Annotated in this window: 16 protein-coding genes; 3 read left to right on the top strand and 13 right to left on the bottom strand. The window is 71.5% G+C overall.

What is annotated here, in order from left to right; all coding sequences use genetic code 11:
* Positions 1 to 39 precede the first annotated feature (39 nt).
* On the top strand, positions 40 to 1,011 hold the full coding sequence (locus tag AB5J54_RS28475; RefSeq protein WP_369146760.1) for an LLM class flavin-dependent oxidoreductase: 972 nt from the start codon (positions 40 to 42) through the stop codon (positions 1,009 to 1,011).
* A 130-nt stretch (positions 1,012 to 1,141) separates the two neighbouring features.
* On the opposite strand, the gene AB5J54_RS28470 is transcribed toward AB5J54_RS28475, so the two are convergent.
* From AB5J54_RS28470 to AB5J54_RS28455, 4 genes are all read right to left on the bottom strand, one after another.
* Positions 1,142 to 2,575, bottom strand: coding sequence for a sugar porter family MFS transporter (locus AB5J54_RS28470; protein ID WP_369146759.1), 1,434 nt, complete (start codon positions 2,573 to 2,575; stop codon positions 1,142 to 1,144).
* Positions 2,576 to 2,766: 191 nt separating this feature from the next.
* Positions 2,767 to 6,300, bottom strand: a complete 3,534-nt coding sequence (gene smc, locus AB5J54_RS28465; RefSeq protein WP_369146758.1) for a chromosome segregation protein SMC — start codon at positions 6,298 to 6,300, stop codon at positions 2,767 to 2,769.
* Positions 6,301 to 6,532: 232 nt separating this feature from the next.
* Complete coding sequence (locus AB5J54_RS28460) at positions 6,533 to 6,751, bottom strand: hypothetical protein (protein ID WP_369146757.1); 219 nt, start codon at positions 6,749 to 6,751, stop codon at positions 6,533 to 6,535.
* Between the two features lie 389 nt (positions 6,752 to 7,140).
* Entirely contained in the window at positions 7,141 to 7,422 is a 282-nt protein-coding gene (locus AB5J54_RS28455; RefSeq protein ID WP_369146756.1) for an acylphosphatase, read from the bottom strand.
* 202 nt (positions 7,423 to 7,624) lie between these two features.
* On the opposite strand from AB5J54_RS28455, the gene AB5J54_RS28450 reads away from it, so the two are divergent.
* Positions 7,625 to 8,533, top strand: coding sequence for a CAP domain-containing protein (locus tag AB5J54_RS28450; protein WP_369146755.1), 909 nt, complete (start codon positions 7,625 to 7,627; stop codon positions 8,531 to 8,533).
* Between the two features lie 63 nt (positions 8,534 to 8,596).
* Here AB5J54_RS28450 and AB5J54_RS28445 read toward each other — a convergent pair whose 3' ends face one another.
* The gene (locus AB5J54_RS28445; RefSeq protein ID WP_369146754.1) at positions 8,597 to 9,181 is read right to left on the bottom strand and encodes a flavodoxin family protein; all 585 of its coding nucleotides are present in this window, start codon (positions 9,179 to 9,181) and stop codon (positions 8,597 to 8,599) included.
* Between the two features lie 123 nt (positions 9,182 to 9,304).
* Here AB5J54_RS28445 and AB5J54_RS28440 point away from each other — a divergent pair, with 123 nt between their 5' ends.
* The gene (locus AB5J54_RS28440) at positions 9,305 to 9,691 is read left to right on the top strand and encodes a winged helix-turn-helix transcriptional regulator (RefSeq protein ID WP_369146753.1); all 387 of its coding nucleotides are present in this window, start codon (positions 9,305 to 9,307) and stop codon (positions 9,689 to 9,691) included.
* Here the strand turns inward: AB5J54_RS28440 and mutM are convergent.
* The 8 genes from mutM to recG form a co-directional block, all read right to left on the bottom strand.
* A complete protein-coding gene (gene mutM / locus AB5J54_RS28435; protein WP_369146752.1) occupies positions 9,681 to 10,541 on the bottom strand; it encodes a bifunctional DNA-formamidopyrimidine glycosylase/DNA-(apurinic or apyrimidinic site) lyase in 861 nt (286 codons plus the stop codon). The genes AB5J54_RS28440 and mutM overlap by 11 nt on opposite strands.
* Positions 10,542 to 10,893: 352 nt before the next feature.
* The gene (gene rnc, locus AB5J54_RS28430) at positions 10,894 to 11,688 is read right to left on the bottom strand and encodes a ribonuclease III (protein ID WP_351189757.1); all 795 of its coding nucleotides are present in this window, start codon (positions 11,686 to 11,688) and stop codon (positions 10,894 to 10,896) included.
* Between the two features lie 19 nt (positions 11,689 to 11,707).
* Positions 11,708 to 11,881 carry a 50S ribosomal protein L32 gene (gene rpmF / locus AB5J54_RS28425; RefSeq protein WP_015036448.1) on the bottom strand — a complete coding sequence of 58 codons (174 nt, stop codon included), beginning with the start codon at positions 11,879 to 11,881 and terminating at the stop codon, positions 11,708 to 11,710.
* A 2-nt stretch (positions 11,882 to 11,883) separates the two neighbouring features.
* The gene (locus AB5J54_RS28420; RefSeq protein ID WP_369149481.1) at positions 11,884 to 12,537 is read right to left on the bottom strand and encodes a DUF177 domain-containing protein; all 654 of its coding nucleotides are present in this window, start codon (positions 12,535 to 12,537) and stop codon (positions 11,884 to 11,886) included.
* Positions 12,538 to 12,675: 138 nt separating this feature from the next.
* Positions 12,676 to 13,713: an ATP synthase F0 subunit B gene (locus AB5J54_RS28415; RefSeq protein ID WP_369146751.1), complete on the bottom strand. Its 1,038-nt coding sequence runs from the start codon at positions 13,711 to 13,713 to the stop codon at positions 12,676 to 12,678.
* Positions 13,714 to 13,835: 122 nt separating this feature from the next.
* The gene (gene coaD / locus AB5J54_RS28410; protein WP_369149479.1) at positions 13,836 to 14,315 is read right to left on the bottom strand and encodes a pantetheine-phosphate adenylyltransferase; all 480 of its coding nucleotides are present in this window, start codon (positions 14,313 to 14,315) and stop codon (positions 13,836 to 13,838) included.
* A gap of 26 nt (positions 14,316 to 14,341) precedes the next feature.
* Positions 14,342 to 14,923, bottom strand: a complete 582-nt coding sequence (gene rsmD / locus AB5J54_RS28405) for a 16S rRNA (guanine(966)-N(2))-methyltransferase RsmD (protein ID WP_369146750.1) — start codon at positions 14,921 to 14,923, stop codon at positions 14,342 to 14,344.
* A 66-nt stretch (positions 14,924 to 14,989) separates the two neighbouring features.
* Positions 14,990 to 17,182, bottom strand: a complete 2,193-nt coding sequence (recG, locus tag AB5J54_RS28400; RefSeq protein ID WP_369146749.1) for an ATP-dependent DNA helicase RecG — start codon at positions 17,180 to 17,182, stop codon at positions 14,990 to 14,992.
* Between the last annotated feature and the right edge of the window lie 26 nt (positions 17,183 to 17,208).

Genomic DNA, 17,208 nt, shown 5'->3' with positions numbered 1-17,208 from the left:
CTGTCCCCCTTCCGCGCACCTGCGAAGGGGGACTTTCCCATGCCGTTCAGCGTCGTACGGTTCAACCTCGTCGATCCCCGTGCGACCCCGGACTCCCTCTCGGAGCGCTACCGGGCCGCGCTCGCCATGGCCGCGTACGCCGACGAGCACGGCGTCGACACCGTGCAGACGGAGGAGCACCACGGGGTCGAGAACAACTGGCTGCCCTCCCCCTTCACCTTCGCGGGCGCGGTCTTCGGCGCGACGCGCAGGATCGCGGTCACGGTCTCGGCGATCATCGGCCCGCTGCACGATCCACTGCGCCTGGCCGAGGACATCGCGGTCCTCGACCTGCTGAGCGGGGGCCGTCTGGTGACGGTGGCGGGGATCGGCTACCGGCCGGAGGAGTACGAGGAGCGCGGGGTCGACTGGGGGCGGCGGGGCAAGCTCCAGGACCTGCTCCTGGAGACCCTGCTCACGGCCTGGACCGGGGAGCCGTTCACGTATCAGGGCCGTACGGTACGGGTCACCCCGCGGCCGTTCACCCGGCCGCATCCGCTGCTTCTGGTCGGGGGGTCCTCGCGGGCGGCGGCGCGGCGGGCGGCCCGGCTGGGGCTGCCGTTCTTCCCGAGCGCGCACCTTCCGGACCTGGAGACGTACTACCAGGAGCGGTGCGCGGAGTACGGCACGGAGGGCTGGACGATGATGCCGGCGGAGGAGACCCCGCTGCTGCATCTGTCGGCGGACCCGGACCGGACCTGGGCGGAGTACGGGGAGCACTTCCTGCACGAGGCGCGGACCTACGCCTCCTGGCAGTCGAAGGACATCCGCTCGGCGGTGCGTTCGGCGGCGAGGACGGTGGCGAAGCTGCGGGCGGAGGGGGTGTACCGGGTGGTGACGCCGGAGGAGTGCCTGGAGCTCGGCCTGGAGAGCCTCGTGCTGCATCCGCTGTGCGGCGGGATGCCGGTCGAGGAGGGGTGGCGGAGCCTGCGGCTGTTCTGCGACGACGTACTGCCGCGGCTCACCGCCTGAGACCCGTACCGCGGCGGCTCACCGCTTGAGACACGTACCGCAACGGCTCACCGCCTGAGACGCGTACCGCCCCGGCAGAGGCGTGAGGCCTCGGCCGGGGCGGTCGTCGTGAGGAGAGGGGCAGCGGGGTTTAGCCCATCTCCTCCAACGCCTTGCCCTTCGTCTCCTTGACGTACCTGAGCACGAAGGGGATCGAGAGCACGGCGAAGATCGTGTAGATCACGTAGGTGCCGGAGAGGTTCCAGTCCGCGAGGGACGGGAAGCTGGCGGTGATGGCCCAGTTGGCGATCCACTGGGCGGAGGCGGCGACGCCGAGCGCGGCGGCGCGGATCCGGTTGGGGAACATCTCGCCGAGGAAGACCCAGACCACCACGCCCCACGAGAGGGCGAAGAAGAGCACGAAGACATGGGCGGCGACGAGGGCCATGACGCCCTGGGTCTCGGGCAGCTTGCCGTCGACGAGGTCGGCGGAGAAGGCCCAGGCCTCGAAGGCGAGGGCGACCGCCATGCCGACGGAACCGACGAGGGCGAGCGGCTTGCGGCCGACGCGGTCGACCAGGACCATCGCGATCACGGTGCCGATGATGTTGATGATCGACGTGGTGAACGAGTAGAAGAACGAGCTGGACGGGTCGATGCCGACGGACTGCCAGAGGGTCGCGGAGTAGTAGAAGGCGACGTTGATGCCCACGAGCTGCTGGAAGACCGAGAGTCCGATGCCGACCCAGACGATGGGCAGCAGCTTGAACCTGCTGCCGGCGACGAGCAGGTCCCTGAAGGTGGACTTGTGCTCGCTGCGCATGGCCCGGTCGATCTCGGCGACGCGGTGGTCGAGGTCGACGCCGTGGCCCTCGACCTCGGCGAGGACCTCCTTGGCCCGGTCGGTCTTCCCGACCGAGATGAGGAAGCGCGGGGACTCGGGGATCGCGAAGGACAGCATGCCGTAGAGGAGTGCGGGGACGACCATCACGCCGAGCATCCACTGCCAGGCCTCCAGGCCGCCGATCTCGCCGCGCTGGTCGCCGTCGGCGAGCTGGAGGATGCCGTAGTTCACCAGCTGGGAGATGGCGATGCCGATGACGATCGCGGCCTGCTGGAAGGAGCCGAGGCGGCCGCGGTAGGCGGCGGGGGCGACCTCGGCGATGTAGGCGGGGCCGATGACGGAGGCCATGCCGATGGCGAAGCCGCCGATGATCCGCCAGAGGGCGAGGTCCCAGAGGGCGAAGGGCAGCGCGGAGCCGACGGCGCTGACGGCGAAGAGGACCGCGGAGATCTGCATACAACGGATGCGGCCGATGCGGTCGGCGATCCGTCCTGCGGTGGCGGCGCCGATGGCGCAGCCGATCAGGGCGATGGCGATGACCTGGGCGAGGGTGCCGGAGCCGATGTCGTAGCGGTCGCGGATCGCCTCGACGGCGCCGTTGATGACGGAGCTGTCGTAGCCGAAGAGGAAGCCGCCCATCGCGGCGGAGGCCGTGATGAAGATGACGTGGCCGAGGTGGTCCGGGTGAGCGGCTCGGCCTTCGGAAGGCGGCGGCGTGGGCGCCTGCGCGGTGCTGGTCACATGGACTCCTCGGTGGGGGGCAAGCCCTTCCAGTGGCGCACAACTTCACGCCGCCCACCACGTGAAGGTAAAAGCAACGTTGCAGAGACTATGCCTTCAAGTTTCGAAGTCAATAGCCGATGTCGTGTGACTTTATGAGCACGGCGAGGCCGCTTGAGTTCACATATTGAACGAGCGGTGCTCTCCGAGCCTCAGCGGAGTCGCTGGCTGATCACCTTGGAGACGCCGTCGCCCTGCATGGACACGCCGTACAGCGCGTCCGCGACCTCCATCGTCCGCTTCTGGTGCGTGATCACGATCAGCTGCGAGGACTCCTGGAGCTCCCGCATGATCCGGATCAGCCGCTGGAGGTTGGTGTCGTCGAGCGCCGCCTCGACCTCGTCCATCACGTAGAACGGGCTGGGCCTGGCCTTGAAGATCGAGACGAGCAGCGCCACGGCGGTCAGCGAGCGCTCCCCTCCCGACAGCAGCGAGAGGCGCTTGACCTTCTTGCCCGGCGGGCGGGCCTCCACCTCGACGCCGGTGGTGAGCATGTTCTCCGGGTCGGTGAGGACCAGACGGCCCTCGCCGCCCGGGAAGAGCCGCGAGAAGACGCCCTCGAACTCGCGCGCGGTGTCCCGGTACGCCTCGGTGAAGACCTGCTCGACGCGCAGGTCGACCTCCTTCACGACCTGAAGCAGGTCCGTACGGGTCTTCTTCAGGTCCTCCAGCTGCTCCGAGAGGAAGCGGTGCCGCTCCTCCAGGGCCGCGAACTCCTCCAGGGCCAGCGGGTTGACCTTGCCGAGCTGGTGGTACGCCCGTTCGGCGGCCTTCAGCCGCTTCTCCTGCTCCGAACGGACGAACGGCCGCGGGCGGGCGTCGGACGCCTCCTCCGGATCCCCCTCCGCGGCCGGCGACGGAGGCACGGGCTGGTCCGGGCCGTACTCGGCGACCAGCGCGGTCGCCTCCACGCCGAACTCCTCCAGGGCCTTCGCCTCCAGCTGCTCGATCCGCAGCCGCTTCTCGGCGCCGAGCACCTCGCCCCGGTGCACCGAGTCGGTCAGCTTGTCGAGCTCGGCCTTGAGGTCCCGGCCCCGGGCCCGGGCGGCCGTCAGGCCCTGCTCCCGGTCGGCCCTCGCCGCCTCGGCCACCACCCGTTCCCGCTCGGCGCGGACCAGGGACACCTCGACATGGGCGAGCAGGGCGCGGGCACCGGCGGCGACCGCGCCGGCGACGCGCTCCTCGTGGCGCAGCCGGGCCCGGCGCTGCTCGGCACGCGCGCGTGCCTCCCGTTCGGCGCGGGCGGCCCGGTCGAGCGAGTCGGCGCGTCCGGCGAGAGCCTTGACCCGCTCCTCGTGGGTACGGACCTGGAGCCGCGCCTCCATCTCGGTCTGGCGCGCGTTGGAGCCGTCGATCGCGAGCCGGTCGCGCACCGAGGTGTCGGGCTCGTCCTCGGCCGGCATCTCCTCCGCCACGAGGAGCCGTTCGGCGAGTTCCTCGGCTTCCGCGGTGGCCTTCTCCAGGGCCTCCTGGGCGCGGGCGGCGGCCGCCGCGGTCCGCTCGGCCTCCCCGGCCGCTCCCCTGGCCTGCCCGGCGAGCCGTCCGAGCTTCTGGGCGACGGCGGACCGCTCGCGCTCACCGGCGCGGCGGCGGGCGTCGAGCTCCTCGACGAGCGCCCCCGCGTGGCGCCGCCGCTCGGTTGCCTGGGCCTGTGCGGCGGCGAACTCCTCGCACCGTACGGCCAGTTCGTCGAGCTCGGCGGCCGCTTCGGCGACCGAGGCCTGGACTTCGAGGAGGCTGGGCGCGCCGGCCGAGCCTCCTTGCGCGAAGTGCGCCCCGAGCAGGTCCCCTTCGGCGGTGACGGCGGTCAGCTCGGGCCGGGTCCTGACCAGTTCGGCGGCTTCGTCCAGGTCGCCGACGACCACCGTCCCCGCGAGCAACCGGCGGACGGCGGCCAGGAGTTCGTCGGGCCCGTGGACCAGGTCGGCGGCGTACGGGTGTCCGTCGGCCGGCACCGCGGGCCGCGGCTCGGGGGCTCCGGCCAGGATCAGGGTGGCCCGGCCCGCGTCCTGCTTGCGCAGCAGGCGCAGGGCCTCGGCGGCGGCGGAGGGACCTTCGGCGGCGAGCGCGTCGGCGGCCGCGCCGAGGGCGGCGGCGACGGGGATCTCGTATCCCGGGGTGACGGTGAGGAGTTCGGCCGCCGGGCCGAGGAGTCCGGTGAGCCCGGCGGAGAGCAGGGCGCCCGTGCCGTCCTTGCGGCGGAGCCCGAGGGCGAGGGTGTCGTGCCGGGCACGGGTGGCGGCGCGGCGGCGTTCGGCGGTGGCGGCGGCCTCGCGGGCGGCGCTCAGCGCGGCCTCGGCGTCCGCGAGTTCGCGGCGGGCGGCCTCGTACCGCTCGCCGTGCTCGGTGTCCTCCGCGTCGAGGCCGTCGACCTCGGCCCTGAGCTGTTCGTACTCCTCCTGGGCGGCTGCCGCGCGCTCCGCGGCCTCGTCGCGGGCGGCGGCGAGCCGGTCGATCTCGGCCTGGGCGGAGGCGGCGCGCGAGCGGGCGGCGTTGACCTGGCCGTGGAGCCGGGCGAGGCCCTCGCGGCGGTCGGCGCCGGCGCGGGCGAGGTCCTTGAGGCGGCGCTCCTCGGCCGCGAGGCTCCGCTCCAGCTCCGCGCGGTGGGCGACGGTGTCCTCCAGGGCGCGCTCGGCGGCCTCCAGGGCGGCTTCGAGCTCGGCCTCCTGCTCGCGGACGCGGGCGGCCTCCCGCTCCAGGTCCTCCGGGTCGCGGCCGCGGCGCTCCTCGGCGGGTGCGGTGGTGGCGCTCTTCACGCGCGCGTCGGCCAGGGAGATGGTGCCGCGGACGCGTTCGGCGAGCTGGGAGAGGGCGTACCAGTTCTGCTGCGCGCGTTCCAGGCGGGGCACCAGGGTGCGGGCCTCCGCTTCGAGCTCGGCCTCCGTGGCGAGGGCGGCGCGCAGCTCGGCCTCGGTGGCCTCCTTGCGGGCGAGCAGGGCCGCCTCGTCGGCGACCTCGGCGGTCAGCGCCTGCTGGAGGCGGACGAGGTCGTCGGCGAGGAGGCGGAGCCGGGCGTCGCGCAGGTCTGCCTGGATGACGACGGCGCGGCGGGCGACGGCGGCCTGCCGGCCCAGCGGCTTGAGCTGACGGCGGAGCTCGTCGGTGAGGTCCTGCACGCGCGCGAGGTTGGCCTGCATCGCGTCCAGCTTCCGCAGCGCCTTCTCTTTCCGCTTGCGGTGCTTGAGGACGCCGGCGGCCTCCTCGATGAAGGCGCGGCGGCCCATCGGGTCGGCGTGCAGCACGGAGTCGAGCTGCCCCTGTCCGACGATGACGTGCATCTCGCGGCCGATGCCGGAGTCGGAGAGCAGGTCCTGGAAGTCGAGCAGCCGGCAGGTGTCGCCGTTGATCTGGTACTCGCTGCTGCCGCCGCGGAACATGATCCGGGTGAGGGTGACCTCGGCGTAGTCGATGGGCAGCGCGCCGTCGGAGTTGTCGATGGTCAGCGAGACCTCGGCGCGGCCGAGCGGAGGGCGCCCGGTCGTGCCGGCGAAGATGACGTCCTCCATCTTGCCGCCGCGCAGCGACTTGGCGCCCTGCTCGCCCATGACCCAGGACAGGGCGTCCACCACGTTGGACTTGCCCGAACCGTTGGGGCCCACGACACAGGTGATTCCCGGCTCGAACCGCAGCGTGGTGGCCGAGGCGAACGACTTGAATCCGCGGAGCGTCAGGGCCTTGAGGTGCACCCCGGGGACTCTACCGGGGCGCGTGCGTTTCGCCCGCGATCGCGTGGGGCAGATCCTCGGATGAGGAGGGGTGGTACGCGGGGGAAACAGCGGGTGAAAGAAAGAAGGGACGCCGAGGCGCCCCTTGCATGTCCAGCTGTCGTGCACGTGCGTCGTTCCGCACGATCAGCTGTGTGGGTGTCCGGCTGCGCCGACGAGAATGCTTTCCACCTGGCCCCTGGGGGCTGGGTTGTCAGGTGAGCGCAGGCTCTGCCTGGGGTACGTCGAGGTCGATGCTGTTCAGCAGCGACTCTCCCTTGTGCTGAGCGGCGGCAGCGGCGAGCGTGTCGTTCTCGGACTGGATCCGTACCAGCTCGGATTCGAGGTCCTGGACGCGCTGCTGGAGCCGTCGCATCTCGGCGAGGAGTCGCGGGTCGGAGCCGCCGACGTAACCGAGAAGCGCCTTTGCCATGATGGATGGTCCTCCACAATGAGTGACCGACCGAAGCGGTGTGGGTCGTGAGGGATTCGCACCCGCGGTGCTCGGCAGTACTGCTTGTCGTGCCGGTTCCACTGCCAAACAGCTAAGGTGCGCGGGGATTCCAGCGTCTCACCAAAAAGTTTGACGGTCAACACGATCACGCCCCGTTTGAAGGGCTACCGAGGAGTCCACGGCCGCTCAGCGGGCGGCGGGGCCTTCGAACTCGGTGCCTCGGGGGCGTCGCGATCATCCTTACCGGGCAGCCTTGCACGACCGGCGCGACTTGGCAACCATCAGGCGGTTCGCTGGTCACGCCCCTGTTACCGCGCGTCCGCCCGGTGCCGCTCTGGGTCACCGGGCGGGGTTCCGGAGCGTGATCGTCAGCGGATGGCGAAGCTGTCGTAGCCGCCGCGCGGGGTGTCCCAGATCTCAGTCACGCCGTCCACACGTCCGGGTGTGTCGGCGGACTGGAGCCAGTCGAGCAGACGGTGGCAATTCTCACGCGGCCCCTCGGCCACGACCTGCACCCTGCCGTCGTCGAGGTTCAGGGCGAAGCCCACCAGGCCGCCGATCTCCAAGGCGTTTGCCCTGGTGAACCAGCGGAAGCCAACTCCCTGCACCCGGCCGCGCACCCAGGCGGTCATCCGTACGTCGTCGCTCATGGCTGCACGCTAACGGGCGGATTGCCAGATGAGCACATCGCCCCTGCTTCTCATGGCGTACAGTCCCGACCGAACACGCCTCACCCGTTCGAGGGCGTGCCGTTCGACTGTCGATCCGGAACGGTACCGACAGCAAAGATCAGCAAAGCCCGGCAAAGAACCGGCGAAGCACCGCGAAGACCAGCAGAGGAAGGCAGAGCAGATGGGACGCCACCGTCGCTCCGGCGCCGCACCCGCCGCAGAAGACTACGCGGCCGGTGCGGGCCGCCCGAACCGGGGTGCCCGCCGCCGTCGGCCGGTGCGCAACGGCCTGCTCGGCGCCTCCGCGGCGGTCGCGGTCGGCGCCGTCGCCGTCGCCTCGGGCCTGCTTCCCGGCGGCGACACGTTCACCGTCGGCAGCGCCGGCACGAGCGAGCGCCAGGTCCAGTCCCGGCAGGCCCCGGAGCTGACGACGCAGGGCGGGGCCACCCGGACTCCGACCGGCACGGGCACGGAGGCGAGCGGCGACAAGGCCCGCACCGCCCCCTCCCCCTCGGCGACGCCGTCCAGGAAGCCGAGCCCGAAGGCGACGCCGAAGCCGAAGCCGACCCCGACGAAGTCGAAGACGCCCACGGCGAAGCCGGTGCCGACGAAGATCGCGGCCGTCCCCACGACGAAGGCGCCCGCGCCGAAGCCGGACCCGACGACGCCCGCACCGACCCGGACGACCACGGTCACCTCCACCGCCGACCGGGGCGACGCCGCCGAGGCCGAGGTCGTGCGCCTGGTCAACGCCGAACGCGCCAAGGTGGGCTGCACCCCGGTCCGCATGGACGCGAAGCTCTCGGCGCTGGCCGGCGCGTTCAGCGCGGACATGGCGGCGCGCGGCTTCTTCGACCACACGGACCCGGACGGCGACACCCCGTGGGCCCGGGCGGAGCAGGCGGGCGTCACCGGCATGGGCGGCGAGAACATCGCCCGCGGCCAGGTGGACGCGGCGGCGGTGATGGCGTCCTGGATGAACAGCGACGGCCACCGCGCCAACATCCTGAACTGCGACTTCACCACCCTGGGCGTGGGCGTCGTCTTCGGCGACGGCGGCCCCTGGTGGACGCAGGACTTCGGCTACTGAGCCACCGACCCGGAAAGGGCCCCGTCACCCTGAGGTGACGGGGCCCTTTCGTGTGCGTGGAGGTCAGGCGGCGGCCTTGCCGGCCGCGAAGGTGCGGGCCGTCAGGGCGACGCGGCGGCCGAGGTGCTCGGCGGTGGCGATGTCGGCCTTGTGGACGCCCTCCGGGCCGAGGTCGTTGTGGGTCTGGGCGCCGGCGCCGGAGAAGAAGCCGAGGCGGTTGAGGTCGTTCTCGGAGGCCTCGCTGGTGTTCCAGCCGGGCTTCAGGCCGAGGTTGATCCAGTTCATGCCGTGCTGGCCGGCGAGGGTCTGGAAGTACTGGAGGGTGTGCCCCTTGTCGCCGCTCTTGGAGCCGGAGTTGGTGAAGCCGGCGGCGAGCTTGTCCAGCCAGGCGTCGGTGAACCAGCGCTTCGAGGTGGCCTCGGCGAACTGATGGAAGGCGCCGGAGGCGGTGCCCATGTAGGTCGGGGAGCCGAAGACGATCGCGTCGGAGGCGTCGAGCAGCTCCCACTCGGCGTCGGTGATCTCGTCGACCTTGATCAGGTGGACGGTGGCGCCCGCGTCGGCGGCGCCGGCACGGACGGCCTCGGCGATGACCGTGGTGTGGCCGTAGCCGGAGTGGTAGGCGATGGAGACGACGGGGGTGGTCACAAAAGGCTCCTCGAAGAGGCGTTCGGGGTGATGACCAGAAGTAGAGCACTAACTTTTGGAAAGCGCAAGCAGATGGGTAGCGCCCTCATGGCGGTAAGCGCTGTGCGGGAGTAACGTGGAGGCATGACTGACGACCTCGCCTACGACGTGTTCGCGCGCGCCTGTCCCTCGCGCGGCACGCTGGAGCACGTGACGGGCCGCTGGGGCAGCCTGACCCTGAGCGCCCTGCACGAAGGGACGTTCCGCTTCAACGAGCTGCGGCGCCGGGTCGACGGCGTGAGCGAGAAGATGCTGTCGCAGACCCTGCACGCCCTGGAGCGCGACGGCCTCGTCCACCGCGAGGCGCAGCCCACGAACCCGCCGCGGGTCGACTACCGGCTCACCCCGCTCGGCCGCGAGATCGCCGAGCGGCTCCTCGGACTCATCCAGCTCGTCGAGGGCCGGATGGACCAGGTGCTGGCCTCGCGCGAGAGTTACGACACGGAGCGCGCCGCGACCCCTACGGCGTGACGCGCGGCGGGCGCTGGCAGCGCGGGCAGAAGTAGCTGGACCGGTTCATCCACGCCCGCCGCCGCATCGGCGTACCGCAGCGGCGGCAGGGCTCGTCCTCTCGTCCGTACGCGTCGAGGGAGCGGTCGAAGTAGCCGGACTCGCCGTTGACGTTCACGTACAGGCTGTCGAAGCTCGTGCCGCCGGCGTCGAGCGCCGCGTTCATCACGTCCCGGACATGGCCGAGCAGCTCGGCCGAGCGCGGCCGGGTCAGGGTGGCCGTCGGCCGGTCGTAGTGCAGCTTCGACCGCCAGAGCGCCTCGTCGGCGTAGATGTTCCCGACGCCGCTGATCAGCGACTGGTCGAGCAGCGCCCGCTTGACGGTGGTACGGCGCAGCCGCAGCGCGCTCTGGAAGGCGGCGTCGTCGAACGCCGGGTCCAGCGGGTCGCGGGCGATGTGCGCGATGACGTCCGGGAGCCCGTCGGGGGTCTGGTCGTGGAGCGAGAGGCCACCGAAGGTGCGCTGGTCGACGAAACGGAGCTCCGTGCCGGCGGAGTCGTCGAAGCGGACGCGGATGCGGAGGTGCTTCTCGTCCGGGGCTCCCTCCGGCTGCACGAGCAGCTGACCGCTCATGCCGAGGTGGCCCAGGACGGAGGTGCCGGTCTCCGCCAGGGGCAGCCACAGGTACTTGCCGCGCCGGCGCGCGCCCTCGAAGCGCTGCCCCTTCAGCCGGGCCGCGAAGTCCTCGCCGCCCGCCGGATGGCGCCGTACGGCCCTGGGGTGCAGCACCTCGACCTCGGTCACGGTGCGTCCGGCGACCCAGCGCTCCAGACCGCGCCGTACGACCTCGACCTCGGGCAGCTCGGGCACGGGACTCCTCCGGAGGGGTACGGGTGGTGGTCCCAGGACGCTCCGGCCCTGGTCCGCCGAACAGGCCGAACCAGCCTACCGCCCGGGGAAGCCCGCCCACCTACCGCCCGGAAAAGCCCACCTACCTACCCCCGGGAAAGCCCACCGACCTACCCCCGGGGAAGGCCCCCCTTCCTTCCCTGTCGCCCGGGACGGCCCGTCCTTCGCGCGGGGAAGGCTCGCCCCGCTCCCCCGGAAACGGCTCCGCCCGCCCCTGGCGGGGGCGGGCGGGAGGTCTCCGCTGAAGGAGTGCGGGGGCGCCGTCAGTCGGTGGCCGGTGTGGCCCCGTCTCTCCGGGACGGCTCGCCGGTCGTCAGGCCGAGGCCCGGTCGGCGGTCGGAGAGGGGTCGGCGACCTCTCCCGTGCCGGCGTCGGCCGCGGCCTTCGCCGCCGCCGCGCGCTCGTCCGCGGCCGCGCGGATCGCGCGCCACGCGGACTCCGCCGCCTGCTGTTCCGCTTCCTTCTTGCTGCGGCCGGTGCCGGTGCCGTACGAGACACCACCGACGCGGGCGGCAGCAGTAAAGGTCTTCTCGTGGTCCGGACCCTCTTCGGAGACGAGGTACTCCGGGACGCCAAGACCCTCGGCCGCGGTGAGCTCCTGGAGGCTGGTCTTCCAGTCCAGTCCGGCACCGAGGTTCGAGGACTTCTCGATCAGCGGGTCGAAGAGCCGGTGCACCAGCTCGGACGCCGCGTCGAGGCCCTGGTCGAGATAGACCGCGCCGATCACCGCTTCAAGGGTGTCGGCGAGGATGGACGCCTTGTCCCGGCCGCCCGTGCCCTCTTCGCCCCGGCCGAGCCGGATGAAGGAGCCGAGTTCGAGGCCGCGGCCGACCTCCGCCAGCGCACGCGAGTTGACCACCGCGGCCCGCAGTTTGGCCAGCTGGCCTTCCGGCAGGTCGGGGTGGGTGCGGTACAGCGTGTCCGTGACCACCAGGCCGAGCACGGAGTCCCCGAGGAACTCGAGGCGCTCGTTGGTGGGCAGACCGCCGTTCTCGTACGCGTACGAGCGGTGGGTCAGCGCACGCACCAGAAGGGCGGACTCGAGCTGATACCCGAGCCGCCCTTCCAGAAGCGTGTGGGACGAGGCTGCGCTGATGTTCTCAGACATCGTGCCTCTCACCAGCCACTCAGACCGAGAGGACCTGGCGCTTGTTGTAGGTGCCGCAGCTCGGGCACGCGATGTGCTGCAGCTTCGGCTCCTGGCAACGCTCACACGAAACCAGGGTGGGGACCGCAGCCTTCCACTGCGACCGGCGGTGGCGCGTGTTGCTGCGCGACATCTTCCGCTTCGGAACAGCCACGGCTACTTCTCCTGCTTCTCGGCGGCGCTTCGGACGTCCCCGTCAGAGGCTTTGCCGCTCATGTTGTCCTTCTCATCGGTTCCCAGCGAACCGGCGAGTCCCTGCAGTGCCGCCCAACGGATGTCGACGGCGTCATGGTGGTGGTCCGGGTTCTCGTTCAGGTTGGTCCCGCACTCGGAACACAGACCCGCACAGTCCTCCCGGCACACCGGCTGCATCGGCAGTGCGAGCACCACCGCATCACGCAGCAAGGGTTCGAGGTCGAACATGCCGTCCTCGAGGGGGATCATGTCCTCGTCGTCCTCGGCTTCGTCGTCCGCGGCCGCCTTGGAGCGGCCCCGGTCGTCGGAGTCGGGGTACGAGAACATCTCCTGGAAGTCCACGTCGAGCTCAAGCGCGACGGGCTCCAGACACCTTACGCACTCCCCCTCGGCCGATGCACGGGCGGTGCCTGTGACAAGCACCCCTTCCATGACCGACTCAAGACGGAGATCGATGTCCACCGGGGAGCCCTGGGGCACTCCGATGACTCCTTCGACGCCGAGCTCCGCAGGAGCCTCGACCGAACGCGAGATCCGCTGGAGGGCACCAGGACGCCGCCCCAGCTCGTGCGTGTCGAACACGAGGGGGTTGCGGTGGTCGAGGCGCGTACTCAGGGGTCTTCCTGCTTTCGGATCGTTCTGCGGCGTAGAGGAGGCTGCCAGACGTGGGCAGCAAGGATCGCGGACATAGCGCGACCGAAGAGCCAGGATACTGGACGCTTCGCCCAGGGCCCAATCCGGGCCCCGTGCCCCTTACTGTCCCTGTTCGTACCGGCGCAGCTGCTCCAGGTCGATCATGCTCGTGTCGAAGAAGCTGGTCTCGTCGAGCGCGGCGGCCTGCTGCGGCTGGTGGGGCTGGGCGTGGACCTGCCCCTGGCCCTGGGGGTCGTACTGCTGCTGCTCGTAGCCGTACTGGCCCTGGTACGCGTAGGGGTCCTGCTGCTGGTAGGCGTAGGCGTCCTGCTGCTGGTAGCCGTACGAGGGGTCCTGCTGGGGCTGCTGCGGGTAGCCGTACGGGTCGGGCTGCTGCGCGGGGATCTGCGCGGCCGGCGCGGGTTCGGGGGTGGCCAGCTCCGCGAGGCCGGCCAGGTAGTCCGCGTCGCTGGTGTGCACCGCGCCGCCGAGGCCGTCCTGCGCGGCCATGTGCTCGCCGAGGGCGTCCGTGGCGATCCGGCCGTGCAGCTTCTGCCGGCCGCGTCCGACGGCCTCCAGGGTCTTACTGAGGACGGCCTCGAAGGCGCCCAGCTTGGCGTCCACGTACTCGTCGGCCCGCCGGATCAGGGTCTGCGGGTCGGCGCTGTACTCGGGGGCGTCCGCGTCGGCGTAGCCGTCCTGGTCGAGGCCCGGGCCGCGGCCGAGGAGCTTCTCGCGCCCGCGGTCGACGGAGCCGATGGTCTTGTTGAGGACGACCTCGAAGTTGGCGAGCTTGGAGTCGACGTAGTCGTCGGCCTCGGCCCGTACCTCCTCGGCCTCGCGACGGGCCTCGGAGAGGATCCGGTCGGCCTCCTCCTGCGACTCGCGGGCGACCTGCGTGTCGGAGACGATCGAGCCCCGCTCGGCGTGGGCGGCCTCGATGATCCGCTCGGCCTCCTGGCGGGCCTGCTCGACCATCTGCTCGCGGCCGCCGATCAGCTCCTGGGCCTGGGCGAGGGAGCCGGGCAGGGCCTCCCGCACCTCTTCCAGCAGGGAGAGCAGCTCGGCGCGATTGACCACGCAGGATGCCGACATGGGCATGGAGCGGGCGCCCTGCACGGTCGCGACGATCTCGTCGAGCTTCTTCTGCACGTCCACCTGGTGCTCGCCACTCTCTACAGCTGGATGGAGACGGACGGGACGACTGTAAGGGCAGTCGGTGCCCGTCCGACACCAGGTGACGGAGCGTCAGCGGCGGTGGCCGCGCGTCACTTCCGTGGCTACTTCTGTGCGAGCCGCTCGGTCAGCCGGGGCAGGACCGTCGGCGGGACCAGGTGCGAGACGTCGCCGCCCCAGGCCGCGACCTCCTTGACCAGCGAGGAGGAGAGGAAGCTGTACGTCGGGTTGGTGGGGACGAACAGGGTCTCCACGCCCGAGAGGCCGATGTTCATCTGGGCCATCTGCAGCTCGTAGTCGAAGTCGCTGACCGCGCGCAGGCCCTTGACGATCGCGGGGATGTCGCGCTGCTTGCAGAAGTCGACGAGCAGTCCGTGGAAGGACTCCACCTCGACGTTGCCGAAGTCGGCGGTGACCTCGCGGATCAGGTCGATCCGCTCGTCGACCGTGAAGAGGCCCTTCTTCGACTGATTGATCATCACCGCGACGTGTACGACGTCGTACAGCTTGGAGGCGCGGGCGATGATGTCGAGGTGTCCGTTGGTGATGGGGTCGAATGACCCCGGACAGACGGCGCGGCGCAACTTGGGTCCCTCGCTCTCCGGTCCGGTCATCGTGCGTCTTCGCACGTAGAGGCGGCGCGACCGTACCAAAACGTTCCCTCGCCGTAGCGACGGGACCGCAGGGCCTCGAATCCGGCCGGCCAGCCGAACTCCCCGCCTCGGGTGCTGCGCTCCACCGTGACGAGGGCATCCTCGCTCAGCCAGTCCCCCGAGCGCAGTGTGAGGAGAATCTCGCGAAGATCGGCGTCCGTGACCGCGTAGGGCGGGTCGAGGAAGACGAGGTCGTACGGTTCGGCCGGGGCCGGTCCGGTCACGATCTGCTCGGCCTTGCCGGTGCGGAGTTCGGCGCCGGGCAGGCCGATCGAGCGGACGTTGTCCCGGATCGTCTTCGCGGCGCGGGGGTCGGCCTCGACGAGGAGGGCGTGGACGGCGCCGCGGGAGAGCGCCTCCAGGCCGACGGCGCCGGAGCCCGCGTACAGGTCGGCGACCCGGGCCCCTTCCAGGCCGTGGAACGCCTCCCAGGTGGAGAAGAGGCCTTCCCGTGCCCGGTCGGAGGTGGGGCGGGTGCCGTTGCCGGGGGGCACGGCCAGGCGCCGTCCGCCGGCGGTACCGGCGATCACGCGGGTCATCGGTGTCCTCGTTCTCCATAAACCATTGCGTATGCAATAGCTTATGGCGCCGCCGGGGCCTCGTGCTCAGCCCTTCTCCAGGTACTCCTCCCGCTCCTCGCTGAGGAGGGCGTCGAGCGCGGTGCGCAGGCCCGGGTGGGCGGTGAGGTCGGGGTCGGCGAGGACGAGGGCGGTGGCCTCCTCGCGGGCGGCGGCGATGACCTCCTCGTCGTCGATGACGGCGAGCACCCGCAGCGAGGAGCGGACGCCGGACTGGGCCTGGCCGAGGACGTCGCCCTCACGCCGCTGTTCGAGGTCGATGCGGGAGAGCTCGAAGCCGTCGAGGGTGGTGGCGACGGCGTTCAGCCGCTGCCGGGCGGGGCTGGCCTCGGGCATCTCGCTGACGAGGAGGCAGAGGCCCGGGGCGGAGCCCCGGCCGACGCGGCCGCGGAGCTGGTGGAGCTGGGAGACGCCGAAGCGGTCGGCGTCCATGATCACCATGGCGGTGGCGTTGGGCACGTTGACACCGACCTCGATGACGGTGGTGGCGACGAGGACGTCGAGCTCGCCTGCGGCGAAGCGGCGCATGACGTCGTCCTTGTCGTCGGGGTGCATACGGCCGTGCAGGACGGCGATCCGCAGGCCCGCGAGAGGGCCGGCGCCGAGCTTCTCGGCGACGTCGAGGACGGCGAGCGGCGGGCGCTTCTCGGCCTCGTCCTCCGGGGAGGCCTTGGCCTTCTTCTTCTGGTCCTCCTCGTCGCCGATGCGGGGGCAGACGACGTACGCCTGGTGTCCCTTCCCGACCTCCTCGCGGACCCGCTCCCAGGCGCGCGCGAGGAAGTGCGGCTTGTCGGCGGCGGGCACGACATGGCTGGCGATCGGCGAGCGGCCGGCGGGCAGCTGGTCGAGGACGGAGGTCTCCAGGTCGCCGAAGACGGTCATGGCGACCGTGCGCGGGATGGGGGTGGCGGTCATGACGAGGAGGTGCGGCGGCTGCTTCCCCTTGCCCCTGAGGGCGTCGCGCTGCTCGACTCCGAAGCGGTGCTGCTCGTCGACGACGACCAGGCCGAGGTCGTGGAACCGGACCTTGTCCTCGATCAGCGCGTGCGTGCCGATGACGATGCCCGCCTCGCCGGTGACGAGGTCGAGCAGGGCCTGGCGGCGGGCGGCGGCGCCCATGGAGCCGGTGAGCAGGACGACCTTGGTGGCCCGCTCGGCGCCGCCGAGCATCCCTCCCTCGGCGAGCTCGCCCATCATCTCGGTGACGGAGCGGTGGTGCTGCTGGGCGAGGACCTCGGTGGGGGCGAGCATGGCGGCCTGGCCGCCGGAGTCGACGACGGCGAGCATGGCGCGCAGCGCCACCATCGTCTTGCCGCTGCCCACCTCTCCCTGGAGGAGGCGGTGCATCGGGTGCTCGGTGGCCAGGTCGTCGAAGATCTCCTTCGAGACCTTCTGCTGGCCCTCGGTGAGGGTGAAGGGCAGCTTGGCGTCGAAGGCGTCGAGGAGGCCGTCGGGGGCCGGTTTCCGGGCGACGGCGGGCAGTTGGGTGTCGGCGTGCCGGCGGCGGGCGAGGGCGACCTGGAGGACGAAGGCCTCGTCCCACTTGAGCCGCTCGCGGGCGTCGGCGATGTCCGCCTTGGTACGGGGGCGGTGGATCATCCGCAGGGCGTCGGGCAGCTCGCTGAGGCCCCGGCCCTCGCGCAGGGCGGGCGGCAGCGGGTCGACGGCGTCTCCGGCGCTGGGCAGGACGGCGTCGACGGCCTTGGCGATCTTCCAGGACTCCAGCTTGGCGGTGGCCGGGTAGATCGGGATGAGGGCGGCCGCCCAGGTGTCGACGGCCTCGTCGCTCTCGCCGCGGAGCAACTCGTAGGACGGGTGGGCGAGCTGGAGGCGCCGGTTGAAGAGCGAGACCTTGCCGGCGAACATCGCGCGGGTGCCGGGCAGCAGGTCCTTGTGCGGCTTGTGCACGCCCTTGCCGAAGAAGACCAGCTGCACCCGGCCGCTGCCGTCGGTGATGGTCACTTCGAGGCGCTGGCCGCGGCCCTTGGAGCCGTTGAAGGTGTGCACCCGGGCGTCCGCGACCTGTGCGACCACCGTGACGTGCTCGTCGAGCGGCAGGTCGGAGAGCGTGGTGAGCTCCCCGCGCTCGGCGTACCGGCGGGGGTAGTGGTGGAGCAGGTCCCCGACCGTGTGCAGGTCGAGCGCCTCGGCCATGACCTTGGCGGTGGCGGGGCCGAGGGACTTCTTGAGTGGTTCGTCGAGCGCGGGCACGTCTCCCATTGAAGACCACGGGACCGACAGTCGCG

This window comes from Streptomyces sp. R44, from assembly GCF_041053105.1.
Classification (GTDB): Bacteria; Actinomycetota; Actinomycetes; order Streptomycetales; family Streptomycetaceae; genus Streptomyces.
Note: the sequence above shows the minus strand (reverse complement) of the source record. Positions and strands in the feature narration are given on the sequence as shown.

Coding starts and splice junctions, on each gene's coding strand:
- AB5J54_RS28475 (WP_369146760.1), top strand. CDS start 40: ATGCCGTTCAGCGTCGTACGGTTCAACCTCGTCGATCCCCGTGCGACC.
- AB5J54_RS28460 (WP_369146757.1), bottom strand. CDS start 6,751: ATGGCAAAGGCGCTTCTCGGTTACGTCGGCGGCTCCGACCCGCGACTC.
- AB5J54_RS28455 (WP_369146756.1), bottom strand. CDS start 7,422: ATGAGCGACGACGTACGGATGACCGCCTGGGTGCGCGGCCGGGTGCAG.
- AB5J54_RS28450 (WP_369146755.1), top strand. CDS start 7,625: ATGGGACGCCACCGTCGCTCCGGCGCCGCACCCGCCGCAGAAGACTAC.
- AB5J54_RS28440 (WP_369146753.1), top strand. CDS start 9,305: ATGACTGACGACCTCGCCTACGACGTGTTCGCGCGCGCCTGTCCCTCG.
- rnc (WP_351189757.1), bottom strand. CDS start 11,688: ATGTCTGAGAACATCAGCGCAGCCTCGTCCCACACGCTTCTGGAAGGG.
- rsmD (WP_369146750.1), bottom strand. CDS start 14,923: ATGACCCGCGTGATCGCCGGTACCGCCGGCGGACGGCGCCTGGCCGTG.
- recG (WP_369146749.1), bottom strand. CDS start 17,182: ATGGGAGACGTGCCCGCGCTCGACGAACCACTCAAGAAGTCCCTCGGC.